Raw genomic sequence first — 17212 nt, forward strand, 5'->3', positions numbered from 1 at the left:
TGACTATAAATTTGACAAAACAGGAACACATGTTCTAATATAACAAAAGTTTATGGTAGTTGCAACGAAAACGATGAAAATAGACGTAAATCCGATATTTTGCGTGATATAAAAATACGTGTTTGCACGCAATGTCTTCGCTCGCTTGCATCAACCATACGTTAGCGATACCTATCTATGTTCCAGCAAACCATACGCAAGACGTATCTATTTACTACGAAATCGGTACGCATCATTAAATCATGTATAAAAGAAGAGAAACACGAAAAGAAAAATCGACATTTTTCGTATTGAATGCGTAGACATTGAACACAGAAGGTACCACGTATTTTTAATGCATACGAAATGGAATATACTAGATTTATAGAATTCTGAGAATTGAAGGAGGACAACGAAAATGCGTAATTCGGAAGATAAAATGGTCAAAACAAATTCTCTCGGACATATCGTGAAGGTCCAGCAAGTTATGGATTTTATGGTGCTTACCGAACTGAGACATGGTCGTCGATATGGTAAGCAGCTAGATTTGATGATCACAAAATCTCTTGGCGGTGTAGGCGTGAACGATTCTTATTTAGCTCAACGACTAAAGGTTCTCGCGGAGAAAGGCCATGTTAAGAGCCAGTGGGAATCAGATAACCGATTCAACCGATTCTATGAAATCACAGATAGCGGCAATGAGTATTTAGAACAACTAAAGCGCGATTTGCCGGAGCGAGTTGAGATTGCACTGAAAGTCTATAAGCGATTTGAAGCGTTCATGAACCAATCGTAGAAAATAAGTCGGGGAGGAGGTGTCCCTTTTTAGCGAGTTCAATTGTTATATCAATATAATCATTGGGAGGTGAGGATGACGACGAACAAATCGATTGAAGAGCATATTGTAGCAGTACAGCAAGGCGAAGTAGAAGCTTATCGCTTCATCGTGGAGAGCTTCCAACGTCCAATCTATGTCTATTGCTACCGTTTGCTTAGGAATGCGGAAGAAGCAGAGGATGCTGCACAGGAGATTCTAATGAAAGCTTATACTTCGATACAACAATACAAGGCTCGTGTTAGTTTCTCGGCTTGGTTATATCGGATCGCCCATAATTATTGTCTGAATCTCTTAAAAAGAAGGCAGCGGCAAGCTAGACTGCAATGGTTTTTGCGTAAGGAAGATGTAGCGGAGGGCCCGGAGCGTATTTTGGAGATAACTGCTTTCAGCCCACCTTTGGATCAAGCGTTGACTTCGCTTGCGCCGGATGAACGAAGTCTACTTATTCTACATGTGTTCGATGAACTAACGTATGTCGAGATCGGGGAAATAAAGGGTAAGAGTCCGGATGCCATCAAGAAAAAAATAGGACGGTTGAAACAGAAAGTGAGAAAACGTATGGCGAAATGGGAGGAGGAAGAAACGTGGACAGACCACAACCAAATGATCGACACGCAGATCTAAAATATTATGCCGCGCATCCCGATAAACTCCCGCCAATTGATTTGACAGATCGTGTGATGGCGAAAGTGAGAAATTTACAGTCTTCCCCTAAGAGATTTCGCTCGATGAAGCGCTCTAGTGTATTGCTTACTGCGATTATTCTCACCCTTGTCGCTTCTGTTACAGCTTATGCGGCAGCAGAGTATATTCAAATTCGGAATGCGAAGGGTAAGGTTGTGATGCGAACCGCCCAATATTGGCCTCCACTACCCCCTGATCACAATCGTACGGTCCTATCAAGTTACGATGAACAAGTACGTGGAACGTTGAAGCAAGGACAATTGGTTGCATACTATATTGATAACCCAACGCTCAATGCTTACGATAGGAATCTCGTCAAGCTTGTCTATAAAAATGAGTTCAAGCATTACGATGATTACGTTCAAGAGATGAAGCGAACTTCGACGCCAAGGTTATTGCAGCCAGATCGACTGCCTAAAGGATATGAATTCAGCCTTGGACAGGTCGTTCCAAGTTTTCTTTTTGGTGATGATCCAGAATACAAGGAATTATTAAATCGATTCATTGCCAGAGCTGAATCCTCTAAAGGGAAAGAAAAGCTATTTACAGAAGAACTGGATTGGAAGACTTCAGGTACAGCTATGTTGATCTACCAGAAAGATGAGAATAACTACCTTTATTTAATTGCTTCGAAGGCGATTGGTAGTACAATGACTCAACCCAAAGGGGCTAAAGCTGAACAACTAACGATAGACGGACAAGATCTCATATATATTGATAATCGCAATCTAGATACGAAAGTAAGCGAGGGCAAGAATAAGATGGGCTGGTTCAACGAGAAGACGAACGTTGCTTACAACTTGTATGACTCCGCATCCAGCGATCTGACGAAACAAGATTTTATAGCCATGGCAAAAAGTATTATTGAGCATTCTTAATAGATTGAACGTGAACGCCAAGCGGATTGGGAGCGTGTTTTCTGGTAGGAAGTATCTCAACATTAACAATCGTGAAGAATAAAAAAGACTTCATCATCCGAATTCCCGGATGACGAAGTCTTCTTTTTTGCCAACAATACTATCACTGTACACTACTTTTTGCTGCAACCCTGGACCAATGCGGTGGACGTATAAGAGATGAAGGTAGCTTCGTTGCTGCATCTCCTCTAGCTGCATTGATCTGAGACTGTGTTAGGAATAGACTCTCGCTTAAATTGGCACCACAAAGGTCAGTATCACGGAAATCGGCACCAATGAGATCCGCCTTGCGAAGATCAGCGCCTCGCAGGTCCGCTGCAATCAAATAAGCACCTCTTAAGTTCGCACCGATCAGATTCGTACCTCGGAGATTTGCACCCATGAGATCGGCTCCCCGGCCGACTTTCTTCGGATACCGCGGTGGATTCTTAAGTTCACGGAGTGCTTCGGTTCTGACGAGTTCGCTAGTCTGAAGCAGCAATGCATTTACATCCATGCGATGTAAGGCAACATCCACTTTCATCAGATCGCTCCGGGTAAGCATCGTAAGTCGTTCCGTCTCTTCCAACATCGAACGAAGCTCTGGATGAATCGACCTAGCAGCAGGCAGCATTAACGCTTCACTCAAATACCATAACAACTCGTGCAAATGCCACATTTTCGGGAATAACTCGAACATTTCTTTTGCAGTTTGCTTGTCCTGTCGCCAATCATTTCCTTCATAAGTCAGCTGTGAAATCTTCTGGCCGGCTCCGAAGCAATCGAATACCGTACATCCTCGAAATCCTAAATGAACTAGATTCGTATGAACCCCACACCGGAAATCTTCTTGCAAATTGTGGCAGGGCTGCCCTGCACTTTTATCGATCGCGAAGTCAACTGACGCAGCAAAAGCCAGTGACACGCAGCACAATCCGAAGCAGTTCTCACAATCCGCTCGCAGCTGGGCGTTTCGCTCTTCGAGATTCGTAAGGGGATGATTTTGATTTTCTTTCAAGGCCGATATCCTTCTTTCCGTCATCTAATTTCTATAGGATACAATAGTTATTTTCATGTCGTCAATTGTTCGATTTGCGCATTCTCTTTAACAGTGACCTGGTCATATTTGTTGACATGTTTGTTAGGTATGTTATATTATTCCTGTCAAAATCACGGCAGGGAGAAGAGGACAGCGATGATGAAACATAAGAATGAAGCTTTAAGCAAGCAATATTCAATTTTCCCAGTTCCACAAGAAGTGAATGAGCTTGGGGGTGAAACCCGACTCACAGATCGCATTCATATCATTGCCCAAGAAGGATTGAAAGAGGCAACGCTGCCTACACTGCAAGAATTGTTAATTCAACTTGGCTACAAGTTTACGGTATCCGATACATTCGAAGACCATGTAACGAATATATACCTTACGACACAAGGGATGCTGAACGACACGCTATTGAAGACGCACCTGTATGCAGGTACTTTGGAAGCGTTATCTCATAAAGAAGGATACAGCCTCATCGTTCATGGCGTTTCTTCTATTAGTCAAATTGCCATTATCGGGCATGATGCCGATGGAGTTCATTATGGTGTTGTGACCTTAAATCAGATCTTAAGCCAGGTGCCTAACCGCACCGTCCATCATATGAGCATTACAGACTATCCTGAAATTTTATATCGTGGCTATATCGAAGGCTTCTACGGGTACCCTTGGAGTCATGAAGATCGTATCGATCTGATGAAATTCGGCGGTGCTCAGAAGCTGAACACCTATATTTATGCGCCGAAGGATGATCCGTATCATCGCAAGAGCTGGAGAGACTTATACCCAGCAGGGAAAGCGCAGGAAATTGCGGAACTCGCAGCTGCAGGACACCGGAATAACTTGAATTTCGTATGGACCATCCATCCAGGTGATTCGATCGACCTTGCGCTTGAAGAAGATTTCCAATCATGCATCATCAAATTAGAGCAGCTCTACAGTCTTGGCGTACGTCAGTTCGGCGTGTTGTTCGATGATCTCGTTGGCATTCCGAATGGACCTCAGCAAGCGGAATTCATCAACCGAATCGATACGGAATTTATCAAGTCAAAAGGCGATATTCGACCGCTCCTCACGGTTGGTACGCGATATTGCGAAGCTTGGGGACCGTCTATGACAGAATATCTGAAACCTTTCGTTGAGATTCTTCATGATGATGTAGAGGTCATGTGGACTGGGGCTGCGACGATGTCCAATATATCGAGAGAACAATATGATTCACCGAAACGAACAATCGGATCAGACAAGAATCTTTCCGTATGGTGGAATTACCCGGTCAATGATTACTGCGACAACAAAATCTTGATGGGTAAAATAGAAAATGTAAGCTCGGATCTAGATAATGTAAACGGTTTTTTCTCAAACCCGATGAATCAAGCACAAGCTTCCAAGCAAGCACTGTTCTGCATCGCGGATCATAACTGGAACACGGATGCATTCAATTGTGATCTAAGCTTCTCCGCTTCCTTCAAGGCGCTTGCTCCCGAAGTCGCAGAAGATCTTGAAATTTTCGCTTCGAACAGCTGTTATTTGCTCGATGATGGAGGTGTAAGCGGCGACTTTCTATTCGACGAGAGCTGGATGCTTAAGGATGATATCCGTGCGGTCAAAGAAGGCATGGTGCAAGGAGCTGACGTAAGTATGGCAGCGAACAGACTTCTGGCGCAGTTCAATCGTATGGAGGGTGCCGTTGATAACATCCGGGCAAAATGTCTTAATGCAAATTTGCTAGAGGAATTGGCTCCTTTCTTAGAAGCTTTCCACCGTATGGCACGTGCCGCGCAACAAGTGGTTCATGCAATCATCTCCATGCATACAGGTAACCTTCAAGCGATGGAAACGCAGCATGAATCAGCGTTAGCACTACTGAGTTCAATGGAAGAATGCAAGGTCAACCGCCTGAAGGAAGGGGTTCCGACTGATTTTACAGTGGATGTTGGAACACATGTAATCAAGCCATTTATTACGGATATGGTCGTCTTGACAGCCGTTGCTGCTGGAACAGAACAGATGAAGGTACAACCGACCTACGATATGAAAAATATTGCGTTGAGTTCGCTTGGCGTTACAGCGATAGCTTCGAGCAGTGCAAACGATAGCGAAATTGCAGAAAAGGTAATTACAGGGGCGATTGCGGGCGGCAAATGGTGTTCGACAGAGCTTCGACCGCATTTGACGATTGATTTGCAACATCCTCAGACGATCAAGCAATATCGGATTATTAATTGTGGTCATCCAGAGGCCAGAGAGACACCATTCTGGAATACAAGGCAGGCACAAATTCTGGCTAGCAATGACGGTAAGAACTTCACAATGATAGATGAAATTCTGGATAACAAGGAACATACGATTAATCGCATTCTCTTGCAAGAAGTGACAGCCAGATACATTCGATTACAGATTATTGAGCCGGCGCAAATCAGCATAGATGGCAGCGGACATACACGGATTTATGCGTTTGAATTATTCGATGAGCGCTATCCAGAGTTGTCGGATAAAGTGTTAAGTTCTGATGTGCAGATTGAACCATCAGGTATAATCACGATACAGCATGTGAAAGAAGGGGACGTTGTTTCCCTATATCCTTCTCTTACGGCAGATACGCCGCTCGCCACATCCGAAGAAGTGACGGTGGGTTCTACTTCTGTTAAGTTTGAAGGCGTATCACTAACCACCTTGGATTATCGAGTGTTCGTAGAGAGAACAACCAGAAACCATCTTCCAAGTGTTCGAACATCGAAAGGCTATACAATGAACTAAGTTCGATATAGATCCCAGTCCCATTCGATTATGCGTGGACTGGGATTCTCATATTTTCCAAAGGATGCACTTTATTGTATAATTTGTGGTATTCACGAGTCTACTTCATTTAAGGAGAATGGTTATGTGCCGGAACATAAAAACGTTATTTAACTTCGATCCACCTGCGACGGAGGATGAAATTCAAGCGGCTGCATTACAATTTGTACGTAAGCTTTCGGGATATAACAGCCCGTCCAAGGCCAATGAAGAAGCCTTTAATCGTGCAATTGTTGAAGTATCTGAATCAGCCAAGAAGCTATTAGAGTCGCTCGTTACACAAGCTGAACCACGCAACCGTGAGACGGAACTTGAACGAGCGCGTGAACGTAACACGAGACGATTTGGTACATCAGGCAACTAATTCTTTAGTTTCTAAAGTTTATTTCGTCGGATTTCACACGAAAATACAGCGCCATTCGATTTTTTTCATCGAATGGCGTTTCTTTTTTTTATAAAAAGAAGGAAATTGGCATCGAAAGTCGAATCTTACAGCCTGACGTCGTAATTTTTTTGGTAAATAACGGCGAATACATCTACGAAAGGAGTAACTAATACATTGAAGAAGCTGCTAATCACAATGCTCTCGGCTGCTATCCTGTTTGGTGCAAGTGCTGGAACCATGTATGCGTCGGAAAAGCCTGATCTCAAGGTTGCAGTCAACGAAGTGATAGGAACCCCTTACAAATGGGGTGGTACGACAACGGAGGGGTTCGATTGCTCCGGGTTCATCTTGCATATTTTTAACCAATTCAAGATTGAACTGCCTCGTACATCCAAAGATCAATCCTTGTTCGGTACATTGGTGGAACAAGTGGACTTGATACCGGGTGATCTTGTTTTCTTCAACACGGACGGTAAAGGGGTATCCCATGCTGGTATCTATTTAGGTGACGATCAATTTGCTCATTCCTCAAGTTCGAAAGGGGTTATCATCAGTAAATTATCCGATACCTATTATAAACAGCGTTATACGGGTGCTCGTCGCGTGATTGCGGAACCTATTAACCTTACGTTGGTGGAACCGACACAAGTACAAGCTGAAGTGCCGATTAAGTAATCTTACTTATGAAGTACAGGAAGTGGATTGTAGCATTGATCAATATCTTGGTTCTATCGCTGATCTGGTTGGATCGAGACCAGTTGTTCAGCTGGATCGCATCCGATCAAGATCGAAACCCTATGATCATGATATTGATTTTGACCATTATTGCAGCGGTCCCAGGAATACCGTATGGGATTGTTGGGGGTATTGTTGGAGCGAAGTACGGGATTATTGAGGGCAGTATATACAACTTGATCATTTCTTCTCTCGCAGCTGCCGCGATTTACGGGGTAACGAGATATTTATTACAATCCTGGGGAAGGGCTCTTCTGGCAAAATCGAATATGATCGAACGATGCAATCGAATGATTCATAACCATCTGTTCTGGTCACTAATCATTGCGCGAATGATACCGGTTCTCCCCGCGGTTGCAATTAATATCTATGCCGGTGTGTTTCGTATTCCATTTGGTACATTTATTATGACAACGTTCATTGGTAAAATTCCGATCATGGTCGTATACGCCTATGTGGGGGATAATCTATGGTCAGGTGCTTATCAATGGGTCATGGTCATTGCGATTTACCTTGGTTTCCTAACCATTGTATATTCGATATACAAGTTGTTTCTCATGCGTAGATCATCATGAAATCACCCTTCGGGGTGATTTTTTGTTTCCGAAGAATCGTAGTTTACAACAATAGGAGTCTTTTGCTATTATAATAAACAATATTCAAACGCGATGACGAGAAGAGTAAGGGAAGACGTTCTTGTACAGAGAGCTCCGGCAGCTGAGAAGGAGCAAAGAACCATTCCCCGAACCAAGCCTCTGAGCAGCATACCGGAACCTGTAGGGGATGGTGTGACGGGAGCTCCCGTTACAGAGCTAGAGTATAAGCATCGCTTGCAATGCCGTACTTGAAGAGGTTAATATGGCGACATATTAATGAACCTGGGGTGGTACCACGAAAATTTCGTCCCCAAGACAGAGGTCTTGGAGGTGAAGTTTTTTTTATTTTTATGGCCACAATTACAGTTCATTAGGAGGCGTCCACCATGGATCATGAGAATAGTCATTTAACCGAAAATTATTTATATAAACTGATCAGCGAGGAGCTAGAGAAGGACACCTTTGGCAGGGAGATGTGTACGCGGTTTCCGCCAGAACCTAATGGCTATCTTCATATCGGAAGCGCCTACGCGATCCATACGAATCATACGATGGCTAAGAAGTTTAACGGGACATTTCATCTGCGCTTTGACGATACGAATCCACTGAAAGAAGATCTTAAGTATGTGAATGCAATTATCGAGGATATCAAGTGGCTCGGCTACGATCCCGGAGAACACATCTATTATGGATCAGATTATTCGGATGAATTCTATAACGCTGCAGTTACATTGATCAAGCAAGGGAAGGCTTATGTCTGTGATTTGTCACCGGATGAGATGAGAGAATACCGTGGGACTTTGACGGAATCTGGTAAGAACAGCCCTTACCGAGACCGCTCCGTCGAAGAGAATTTGGAGCTATTCCTGCATATGAAACAAGGAGTTTATCCAGCGTCTGCCAAGGTCCTCCGCGCTAAAATCGATATGAAGTCCCCGAATCTGACGATGCGGGATCCCGTCATTTATCGAATTATCCATGCAGCACATTATCGAACAGGGAATGACTGGTGCATTTATCCGATGTACGATTTTGCGCATCCGATTCAAGACGCGATTGAAGGAATTACGTATTCGTTATGCTCCCTGGAATTCAGAGATCATCGACCGTTATACGAATGGGTCTTGCATGAGCTCAAGCTTCCAGAGCCTCCGCGACAAAGGGAATTCGGCCGATTGAATTTAACGGGTGTCGTGACGAGCAAACGGTTCTTAAGACAGCTCGTTGAAGGAGGCCATGTCGACGGATGGGATGATCCCAGGCTTCCTACGATTCGAGGGTTCAGAAGGAGAGGCTTCACGCCGGATAGTATTCGAAGCTTCATTGAGGAAATTGGCAGCATCCGTGCGTATAGTACCGTGGACATTTCACTGTTGGATCACTGTCTCAGACAGGATCTGAAGGACAAAACGAATAGCGTTATGGCTGTTCTGCAACCTCTGAAGGTCGTGATTACCAATTACCCGGAGGATGGGCTCGAATGGTTATCGATTGAGAATAACAGTGAAAATGAATCACTCGGAAGAAGGGAAGTACCATTCTCTCGAACGATTTATATTGAACGGAGTGATTTCATGGAGAACCCTCCGAAAGGCTTCCATCGACTAACCCTGAATGCCGAGGTAAGACTGAAAGGCGCATACTTCATCACATGTGAGGAAGTCATTAAGGACGCCAATACCGGAGAAATCACGGAACTCCACTGCACGTATGACCCGCTTACGAAGAGCGGCACAGGGTTCACGGGCCGTAAGGTTAAAGGGACCATTCATTGGGTTTCAGCGGATCATGCGGTAACGGCAGATGTTCACTTATATGAGAAGCTACTGTTGGATCAAGTTGCGGCTCAGGATGATGAGGGGGATTGGACCGATCGAGTGAATCCCGAATCACTCGTGATCGTGCAAGATGCTAAGATAGAATCGTCTATCGCAGAAGCTCTTCCGGAACAAAAATTTCAATTCTTCCGCCATGGATATTTCAGCGTTGATCCAAGATATACAACGGCCGATCGAATCGTATTTAACCGAATTGTACCGTTGAAGGACTCGTGGAACAAGCGATAAGGCTGATCTCAATGGACTATTCGGATGAGACTTTTCGAACAGAAGTGGAGTATCATCAAGCCGCGTTTTCCAATAGTACGATAGTTCTTGTTATCCCGATTCGATGGATATTTCCGTGAATCGGTTTTTTTATTGTAATCCCATAATGAGGGAAAGAATAGGGGTATGGTGTATCCTTTTCATTTTATTTGAAACTATTTCACACGCCCGACAGTCTAACTATCGCTAACGTCATTAAAGAGGTGAACAATGTGAATACGAAGATAACTGAACAAGAGTTCGGTGAACGTATAGAAGCCTGTAAAGAAAAAATGTATCGGTTCGCTTATTGCTATGTGAAGAATGAACAGGAAGCGCTGGATATTGTATCGGAAGCAACATATAAAGCTTTTTTAGCCTATAAAAGAATGAAGAATCCAGAATACTTTGAGAGCTGGATGGGGCGAATTGTCATCAACTGCGCGTTGGACCATATCCGTCGGAACAAGAAAGTCACCTATCTTGAGGACAATCAGGTTGAATTTGCAGCCAAAGAAAACGCAGTATCACTTGAAGATAAGATGGATTTGTATGATGCGCTGGATCAACTGGATCCGGAAGATCGAGCCATAATTATTCTCAAAATTTTTGAAGATCAGCGATTTAAGGATATGGCGGGCGTATTATCGATGCCGGAGAACACGGTCAAAACGAAGTTTTACCGGATTATTGAGAAGCTCAAGAAAAATCTCATAAGAAAAGAGGTAGACGCCCTATGACTGGAAAAGAACGATATGACAACATTGAAATACCTGCCCGACTATCCGAAGTCATTCAGCAAGCGCAGCAACGGGGACGAATGGAGAAGCGAAGAAGAAACGTTCTGCGAAGATCTACCTTAACAGCTGCTTGTGCTGCTGCCATCATGATCACGGTCAATGTCCCGAATGTGGCCATGGCATTGTCTGATGTGCCTGTCATCGGTTCGATTGTAAAGGTGCTGCAGATTGGCAGTGGGGGGCAACGTACAGATGGCGTCTCCGTCACGACAACAACCGAAGAGAACACCTTAAGTATCAACTTCAGCTTGAATGGGGAACAAACGTCGAGTGCGCCCGCTTACACGGTGGATTACAAAGCAGCACCGGATCGCCTCATATTCTCATTCTATGGGGTACGTAATCTCGACTATATGAAGCTGCAAGAGGATATCAAAGGGTTGTCGAATGTCAAAGATGTCTACAACAATGTGATTTTGGATGATTCAGCGTTCCGATTTGTCGTGGAATTGAAGGAGAATATCGGTTATTCCGTATCGGAGTACCAGCAGCCTGGATACATTCAGTTGAAATTGTTCGGTGCGAAGAAGCCAGAGCAAGCTCACGATGTTTATTATGTGCGAAGCCAAGCGATGGAGCAAGGTGAATCGATCGCCGTTCTCGACGAACAATATGCAGCAGATGATAGCAGCGTTATTAAGACCAAGCAAGGGAAATTCATTGTTGCTATGGGTGGATTCAAAACACGTGAGGAAGCTGAACAGCACCTTCAGAAATTATCTACGAGGGAAGATTACTTCGAACCATTGCACGTCGATCACTGGATGAGCAACGCAAGTCCTGAATAAGTGATACAGACTGTCGTTGAACAAGCCGCAACCCGCCGGAAAACGGGGGTTGCGGTTTCTTTTTGTGTCAGAACATAATATTTTCTATCTTTATGAGGAGATTATTCTATTTTTATTACTATTTTCAAGACTTATAATGATAACAAACTGTAGGTTGAAGGAGGTGGGAAATCGTTATACATAGGCAAAAATCACCAAATCACGGTATAAGGAATCGACACGATGTGTAAGGCATAGAGACGAACAATAAAAGGAGAATCGATGAGATGAGTATAGAGATTCATGCAACGAAGCGTTTCGCAAGAATTGCGACCGTATTATCTTTGGTCATGATTTATTCGGTACTTACAAGTTGGATCCATCCTGAATCCCAGGGATTAGGTTCGAAGGCTTACGCATCTGCCGCAGGGACCGTCAATGATAATGTATCGCTCTGGTATAACAAACCCGCCACGCAATGGGAGACACAAGCCCTCCCAATCGGTAACGGTCATATGGGTGGCATGGTGTTCGGTGGAGTAGAGCAGGAGCGTATCCAATTTAATGAGAAGACGTTATGGAGCGGAGGACCGGGGTCGGACCCGAATTATCAATATGGGATTAAAGACGGCGCTCAAGTTCACGTCGATACGATCAGACAATTGTTGAAGGACGGAAAAATCAATGAAGCAAAGGCGCTGCTCGGTAAGATCACGGGCGTTATGGGTGCGAACGATTCCGCTTTTGGCGCCTATCAAGCATTTGGTGACGTTTATCTGGACTTTGACAAGCAGTCAACTTACAAATTAACAGCAAGCTCCGATCAGAAGCCTTACGGTGAAGGCGTTGAAAATGTAATGGACGGTTCCGTGGATACGAAATGGTATTCCGGCGATGGTTCCCCCCCGTTTTGGCTGCAATGGGAGTATAGTGAGCCTAAAGTGATTACCGGATATTCATTTACCTCTGCGAATGATGTGCCGAATCGTGATCCGAAGGATTGGACACTCAAAGGATCAATGGATGGGCAGCAATGGACGATACTGGATACCCGTGCGAATGAAGAATTTGCATCACGAAAATTGAAAAAGTCATACACGTTCACCAACCAGACGGCGTATAAGTTTTTCAAATTTGATCTTGTCAGCAAGGGTGGAACGCAAATTCAAATGTCCGAGGTTAGCTTTGTTGGGGCAGCAGGTGAAAATAAACCGGTAACGGACTATCGTAGGGAGCTGAATCTAGTTGATGGAACAGCGAAGGTAGCCTATACACGCGATGGTGTACGCTATAAGCGAGAATTCTTCGTCAGCTATCCGGATAAAGTCATGGTCATGCGTATTACGACAGAAAATAATACGCCAATGAGCTTCGATGTCCGCGTTACTGGCGCACAGCCTTCCAATTCGGTCATCACGGAAGGGAATAATTCACTTGTATTAAGCGGGCTTGTTCCTAGTAATAAAATGGCTTATGAAGCGCAGCTAAAGGTGTTGAATGAAGGTGGGTCTGTAGCGGCGAATTCGGGTAAGGTGACGATCAGTAATGCGAACGCTGTTACAATTTTGTTATCAGCCGCAACGAATTACGCGAACAATTATCCGACATATCGCGGGGATAAGACGCCGAAGGAAATCGTTCAGTCCTATATGAACAAAGCCACATCGAAGTCATTCCAGCAGCTTCGTGATACACATGTAGCGGATTATTCTGAATTATTCGACCGTGTGTCGCTTGATTTGGGTGGGGAAACCTCATCATTGCCTACCAATGAATTGTTAAACAAATATAAAACGAACGGTACCGATGCGGAAAAACGCAGTCTTGAGACGCTATTCTTCCAGTATGGCCGTTACTTATTAATTGCTTCTTCACGTGAAGGCTCCCTTCCAGCCAATCTGCAGGGCATATGGAATCAGGTCAATAATCCACCTTGGAATAGTGATTATCATACCAATATCAATGTACAGATGAACTATTGGCCATCAGAGGTTGTCAATCTAGCAGAGACGGATATTCCGTATATCGATTATATCGACGCACTTCGTGATCCAGGACGGGAGACTGCGAAGAGACATCATGGCATTCAAGGGGAAGGATGGGTCATCCATACGGTCAATAATCCGTTCGGGTATACAGCGCCAGGTTCTGATTTCTATTGGGGATGGTCGCCTGCGGCAAATGCATTCATGGTCCAACAAGCATGGGATCATTACGCTTTTAGTGGGGACAAAGATCTGCTCCGTGATAAGGTCTACGACATCATTAAAGAAGCGACGCAGTTCTGGGTTAAATATTTGGTAGAAGATACAGATGGAACACTCGTATCCTCACCGTCTTATTCCCCGGAGCAAGGAGATGTGGGGATTGGGGTAGCTTATGACCAAGAGTTGGTCTGGGAATTGTTCACTCAATTTATGAAGGCCAGCGATACCCTTGGTGTTGACCCAGATCTTCGAGCTCAAGTGAGTGCGATGCGCAGCAAACTATCGATGCCGAAAATCGGTCGATGGGGCCAAGTGCAAGAGTGGAAAAATGATATCGACGATCCGAACAATGAGCACCGTCATATATCGAATTTAGTTGGACTTTATCCGGGTACACTCATTAATAACGTCGACACACCTGATCTGTTCGCCGCAGCGAGAGTGACATTGAACGCTCGTGGAGATGGCGGAACGGGCTGGAGTAAAGCGAATAAGATCAATTTATGGGCGCGTCTGCTGGACGGCAATCGAGCGCACAAGCTGCTCGGAGAACAATTGAAGGGCAGCACACTCGATAATCTATTCGATACGCATCCTCCATTCCAAATCGATGGCAACTTCGGCGCAACGTCAGGCATCGCCGAGATGCTGCTGCAGAGTCACACGGATAGCATTGATCTCCTGCCTGCATTGCCAGATGCATGGGCGAAGGGAAGCGTAGAAGGGCTGGTAGCTCGAGGAGCTTTCGATGTAGCTATGAACTGGCAAGCATCAACATTAACAGGTGCAGTGATTACGTCCAAGAAAGGCAACACAGCCAAGGTTCGCAACAAAGTGTTTACCCAACAAGATGCCATCAAGGTAACCCGAGTGAGCGATGGCAAAACGATCAACCATACGGCTGATAAGGATGCCATTCAATTTGCAACATCCACAGGAGAGCAGTATCGCATCGTAATTAACGCGAAAACACCTGAGGAACCGGTGAAGCCGATTAAGATCGACGATCGTGATCCACTCGTTGTATACGATGGAGCATGGAACCATTATGAAGATGGTGGCGATTATCAAGGAACAGAAACATATAGTAATGCTGTGAATGCATCAGCATCGTTGACATTCGAAGGTTCCGAGATTAAATTCATTAGCGCCTTGCAGCGTAATCACGGCAAATTTGATGTGTATCTAGATGGAGAACGCGTGTCCGAGAATATCGACGGTTATGCACCTGCAACGAATAAACAGCAAGTACTGTTCCAGAAAACAGGATTAGCGCGAGGAACACATACGATCAAAATCGTCGTCAAAGGATCGAAGAATAGCTCTTCTCTGGATACGATCGCGATGGTTGATGCGTTTGAATATGTACCGTTCAAGAAACTAGCTGATCCAGCAACGACATTAACGAGTCCAACAGAAATCCAGTCAGGAAAGACGTTCAAAGTACAATTGGGACTCGATAGCGTAAGTCAATCGGTCTATGCCCAAGATATCCAGCTTCAGTATGACGCTGACCGGTTCGAATTCGTGAAACATGCTTCGCTCATGGAAGGCGTTAGTGTCGTTGAAGCAAAGCAAGAACCTACTGGAACGCTTCGTTTGATCATAGCCAGCCAAGGAGCAAATCATGGGATAACGGACAGTGGGAATGTAATCGAATTGTCCTTCAAGGCGAAGGAAGTATCCAAGACCGAAAAGGGAACGATTGCAGTGACGAAGGCCGTGTTAGCCGATGACCAGGGAAGTGAAGTAGATGCTAGCGTATCCAAGACGGAGATTGAGATCATTGCCACGGTCGAGCCTGGCCATCCACCAGATGTCAATGGCGACGGCAAAGTGACCATCGGTGACCTAGCCATCGTAGCATCCCATTACGGTAAAAATACGAGCAGTCCAGATTGGCAGCAAGCAAAACGCGCAGATATAAACGGCGACGGCAAGATTGATATTACGGATCTTGCGACGGTAGCGGGTAAAATTTTGACGTAAACTTGCGTCATCACCCGGATATGAAATTAGGAACAGAAATACATCACCTTCGATTCATGTGGGGTGGTGTATTTCTGTTTTATAGCAAGAATCTCAGAAGAATGTCAAATTCAGAGTGCTGACTAAAATGGGAATCATTACAAATAATTTGTTGAGACTTTTTTATAACATCTCCCGTCTAACGCATGTAAACTTCATGAAGCTACAACAAATGCTTAGTATTAAACCACAAAAATTTACTCACAAGGGAGATTAAATAGTCATGAAAAAGCAAACGATCGCATTATTCACAGCAGCAACACTTTTAGCAGGTACGGCACTTGTCGGTTCCATGAACACCATTTGGGCGCAGCAGTCTACAGCACCGATGCAACAGCAGCAGGTCAAAGATCAGAATTTCCGGAATGTTAAAATTGCGGAATCTACAGTCACTTACACAATCAAAGGGGAAGCCCAAGTACACGAAGGAACATACCATTATACATTGAAGCAGCACGGGAAGGTTCTGGCCAAGGGGTTCGGTACATCTTCGATGGGGGCACCTGAGTGGGGTGAGATTAACCAACAGATTTCGGTTTCGAGCAGTAAATTAGCAGGTAACAAGGGATTATCCTTGGAAATGTACGAGGTCGATTCAGCTACAGGCAATCAGGTAAACTATGTCACTGTTCCACTTAATAAATCGAATAATACGGCAAAAAATAAAGTGTTTCGCAATTTGAAGTTGTCGGAATCCACCGTAACCTATACGGCAAAAGGGGAAGCTAAAGTGAACGAGGGAACGTATCACTATGCGGTTAAGCAAGATGGTAAAACGCTAGTGAAAGGTTTCGGAACAGCGTCCATTAGCGCTCCGGACTGGGGAACCTTTACGCAACAAATTACAATTCCAAGCAGCAAAATCGATGCGAATAAATCACTGTTCTTAGAATTGTATGAAGTCGATCAAGCGACGGGTAAAATCGTGAACAAAAAGACGATTCAAATGAAAAAAGCAGAACAAACGCAAACGTGTGGGAATAAAGCATTCCGTAATGTCCAGTCATCCTCGCCAGTCGTAACTTTCACGGTGAAAGGTGAAGCGAGTGCATTTGAAGGAACGTATCAATATGTCGTGAAGCAGGATGGCAAGACACTCGCAAAAGGGTATGGTACAGCATCGATCGGCGCCCCGGATTGGGGAACTTTCTCGCAGCAAGTAAGCATTCCGATGAACAAATTGCAGGGCGATAAACCATTAACATTTGAACTCTATGAAATCGATCAAGAAACAGGTAAAGTGGTCAACAAATTGGTTATGCCTATTAAATAACTTCAGCTAACCGCAGCGCGCATCGTGCTGCGGTTTTTTATTACTTCGAATCGCATGAGATGTATAACGACGTAGGTAAGCTGAGACAATATGCCATAA

At 44.5% G+C, this 17212-nt stretch carries 13 protein-coding genes and 1 other annotated feature; of the genes, 12 read left to right on the plus strand and 1 reads right to left on the minus strand.

What is annotated here, in order from left to right; all coding sequences use genetic code 11:
- The first annotated feature begins 397 nt into the window (after positions 1-397).
- The 3 genes from C558_RS0120830 (at position 398) to C558_RS0120840 (ending at position 2379) form a co-directional block, all read left to right on the plus strand.
- Positions 398-775 (plus strand): PadR family transcriptional regulator, encoded by a 378-nt coding sequence (locus C558_RS0120830; protein WP_018758236.1) that lies wholly within the window; start codon positions 398-400, stop codon positions 773-775.
- A 75-nt stretch (positions 776-850) separates the two neighbouring features.
- Positions 851-1441: an RNA polymerase sigma factor gene (locus tag C558_RS0120835; protein ID WP_018758237.1), complete on the plus strand. Its 591-nt coding sequence runs from the start codon at positions 851-853 to the stop codon at positions 1439-1441.
- Positions 1402-2379 carry a hypothetical protein gene (locus tag C558_RS0120840; RefSeq protein WP_026264052.1) on the plus strand — a complete coding sequence of 326 codons (978 nt, stop codon included), beginning with the start codon at positions 1402-1404 and terminating at the stop codon, positions 2377-2379. Before C558_RS0120835 ends, C558_RS0120840 begins: the two co-directional genes overlap by 40 nt.
- A gap of 142 nt (positions 2380-2521) precedes the next feature.
- On the opposite strand, the gene C558_RS0120845 is transcribed toward C558_RS0120840, so the two are convergent.
- On the minus strand, positions 2522-3415 hold the full coding sequence (locus C558_RS0120845; protein ID WP_018758239.1) for a pentapeptide repeat-containing protein: 894 nt from the start codon (positions 3413-3415) through the stop codon (positions 2522-2524).
- A 177-nt stretch (positions 3416-3592) separates the two neighbouring features.
- On the opposite strand from C558_RS0120845, the gene C558_RS31545 reads away from it, so the two are divergent.
- The 9 genes from C558_RS31545 (at position 3593) to C558_RS31555 (ending at position 17113) form a co-directional block, all read left to right on the plus strand.
- Positions 3593-6199 carry a glycoside hydrolase family 84 protein gene (locus C558_RS31545; RefSeq protein ID WP_018758240.1) on the plus strand — a complete coding sequence of 869 codons (2607 nt, stop codon included), beginning with the start codon at positions 3593-3595 and terminating at the stop codon, positions 6197-6199.
- Positions 6200-6323: 124 nt separating this feature from the next.
- The gene (locus tag C558_RS0120855) at positions 6324-6602 is read left to right on the plus strand and encodes a DUF2277 domain-containing protein (protein WP_018758241.1); all 279 of its coding nucleotides are present in this window, start codon (positions 6324-6326) and stop codon (positions 6600-6602) included.
- A gap of 195 nt (positions 6603-6797) precedes the next feature.
- Complete coding sequence (locus C558_RS0120860; RefSeq protein ID WP_018758242.1) at positions 6798-7298, plus strand: C40 family peptidase; 501 nt, start codon at positions 6798-6800, stop codon at positions 7296-7298.
- A 35-nt stretch (positions 7299-7333) separates the two neighbouring features.
- Positions 7334-7933: a TVP38/TMEM64 family protein gene (locus C558_RS0120865; protein ID WP_018758243.1), complete on the plus strand. Its 600-nt coding sequence runs from the start codon at positions 7334-7336 to the stop codon at positions 7931-7933.
- A gap of 84 nt (positions 7934-8017) precedes the next feature.
- Positions 8018-8269: a binding site (T-box leader), on the plus strand.
- Between the two features lie 71 nt (positions 8270-8340).
- Complete coding sequence (locus tag C558_RS0120870; RefSeq protein WP_018758244.1) at positions 8341-10020, plus strand: glutamine--tRNA ligase/YqeY domain fusion protein; 1680 nt, start codon at positions 8341-8343, stop codon at positions 10018-10020.
- Positions 10021-10271: 251 nt separating this feature from the next.
- Positions 10272-10778 (plus strand): sigma-70 family RNA polymerase sigma factor, encoded by a 507-nt coding sequence (locus C558_RS0120875; RefSeq protein ID WP_018758245.1) that lies wholly within the window; start codon positions 10272-10274, stop codon positions 10776-10778.
- Positions 10775-11626, plus strand: coding sequence for a hypothetical protein (locus tag C558_RS0120880; RefSeq protein WP_018758246.1), 852 nt, complete (start codon positions 10775-10777; stop codon positions 11624-11626). Before C558_RS0120875 ends, C558_RS0120880 begins: the two co-directional genes overlap by 4 nt.
- A 266-nt stretch (positions 11627-11892) precedes the next feature.
- Positions 11893-15801 (plus strand): glycosyl hydrolase family 95 catalytic domain-containing protein, encoded by a 3909-nt coding sequence (locus C558_RS32730; RefSeq protein WP_018758247.1) that lies wholly within the window; start codon positions 11893-11895, stop codon positions 15799-15801.
- A 262-nt stretch (positions 15802-16063) separates the two neighbouring features.
- Positions 16064-17113: a Gmad2 immunoglobulin-like domain-containing protein gene (locus C558_RS31555; RefSeq protein ID WP_018758248.1), complete on the plus strand. Its 1050-nt coding sequence runs from the start codon at positions 16064-16066 to the stop codon at positions 17111-17113.
- The last annotated feature ends 99 nt before the right edge of the window (positions 17114-17212 follow it).

Source organism: Paenibacillus terrigena DSM 21567, from assembly GCF_000374845.1.
Lineage (GTDB): Bacteria > Bacillota > Bacilli > Paenibacillales > Paenibacillaceae > Paenibacillus_K > Paenibacillus_K terrigena.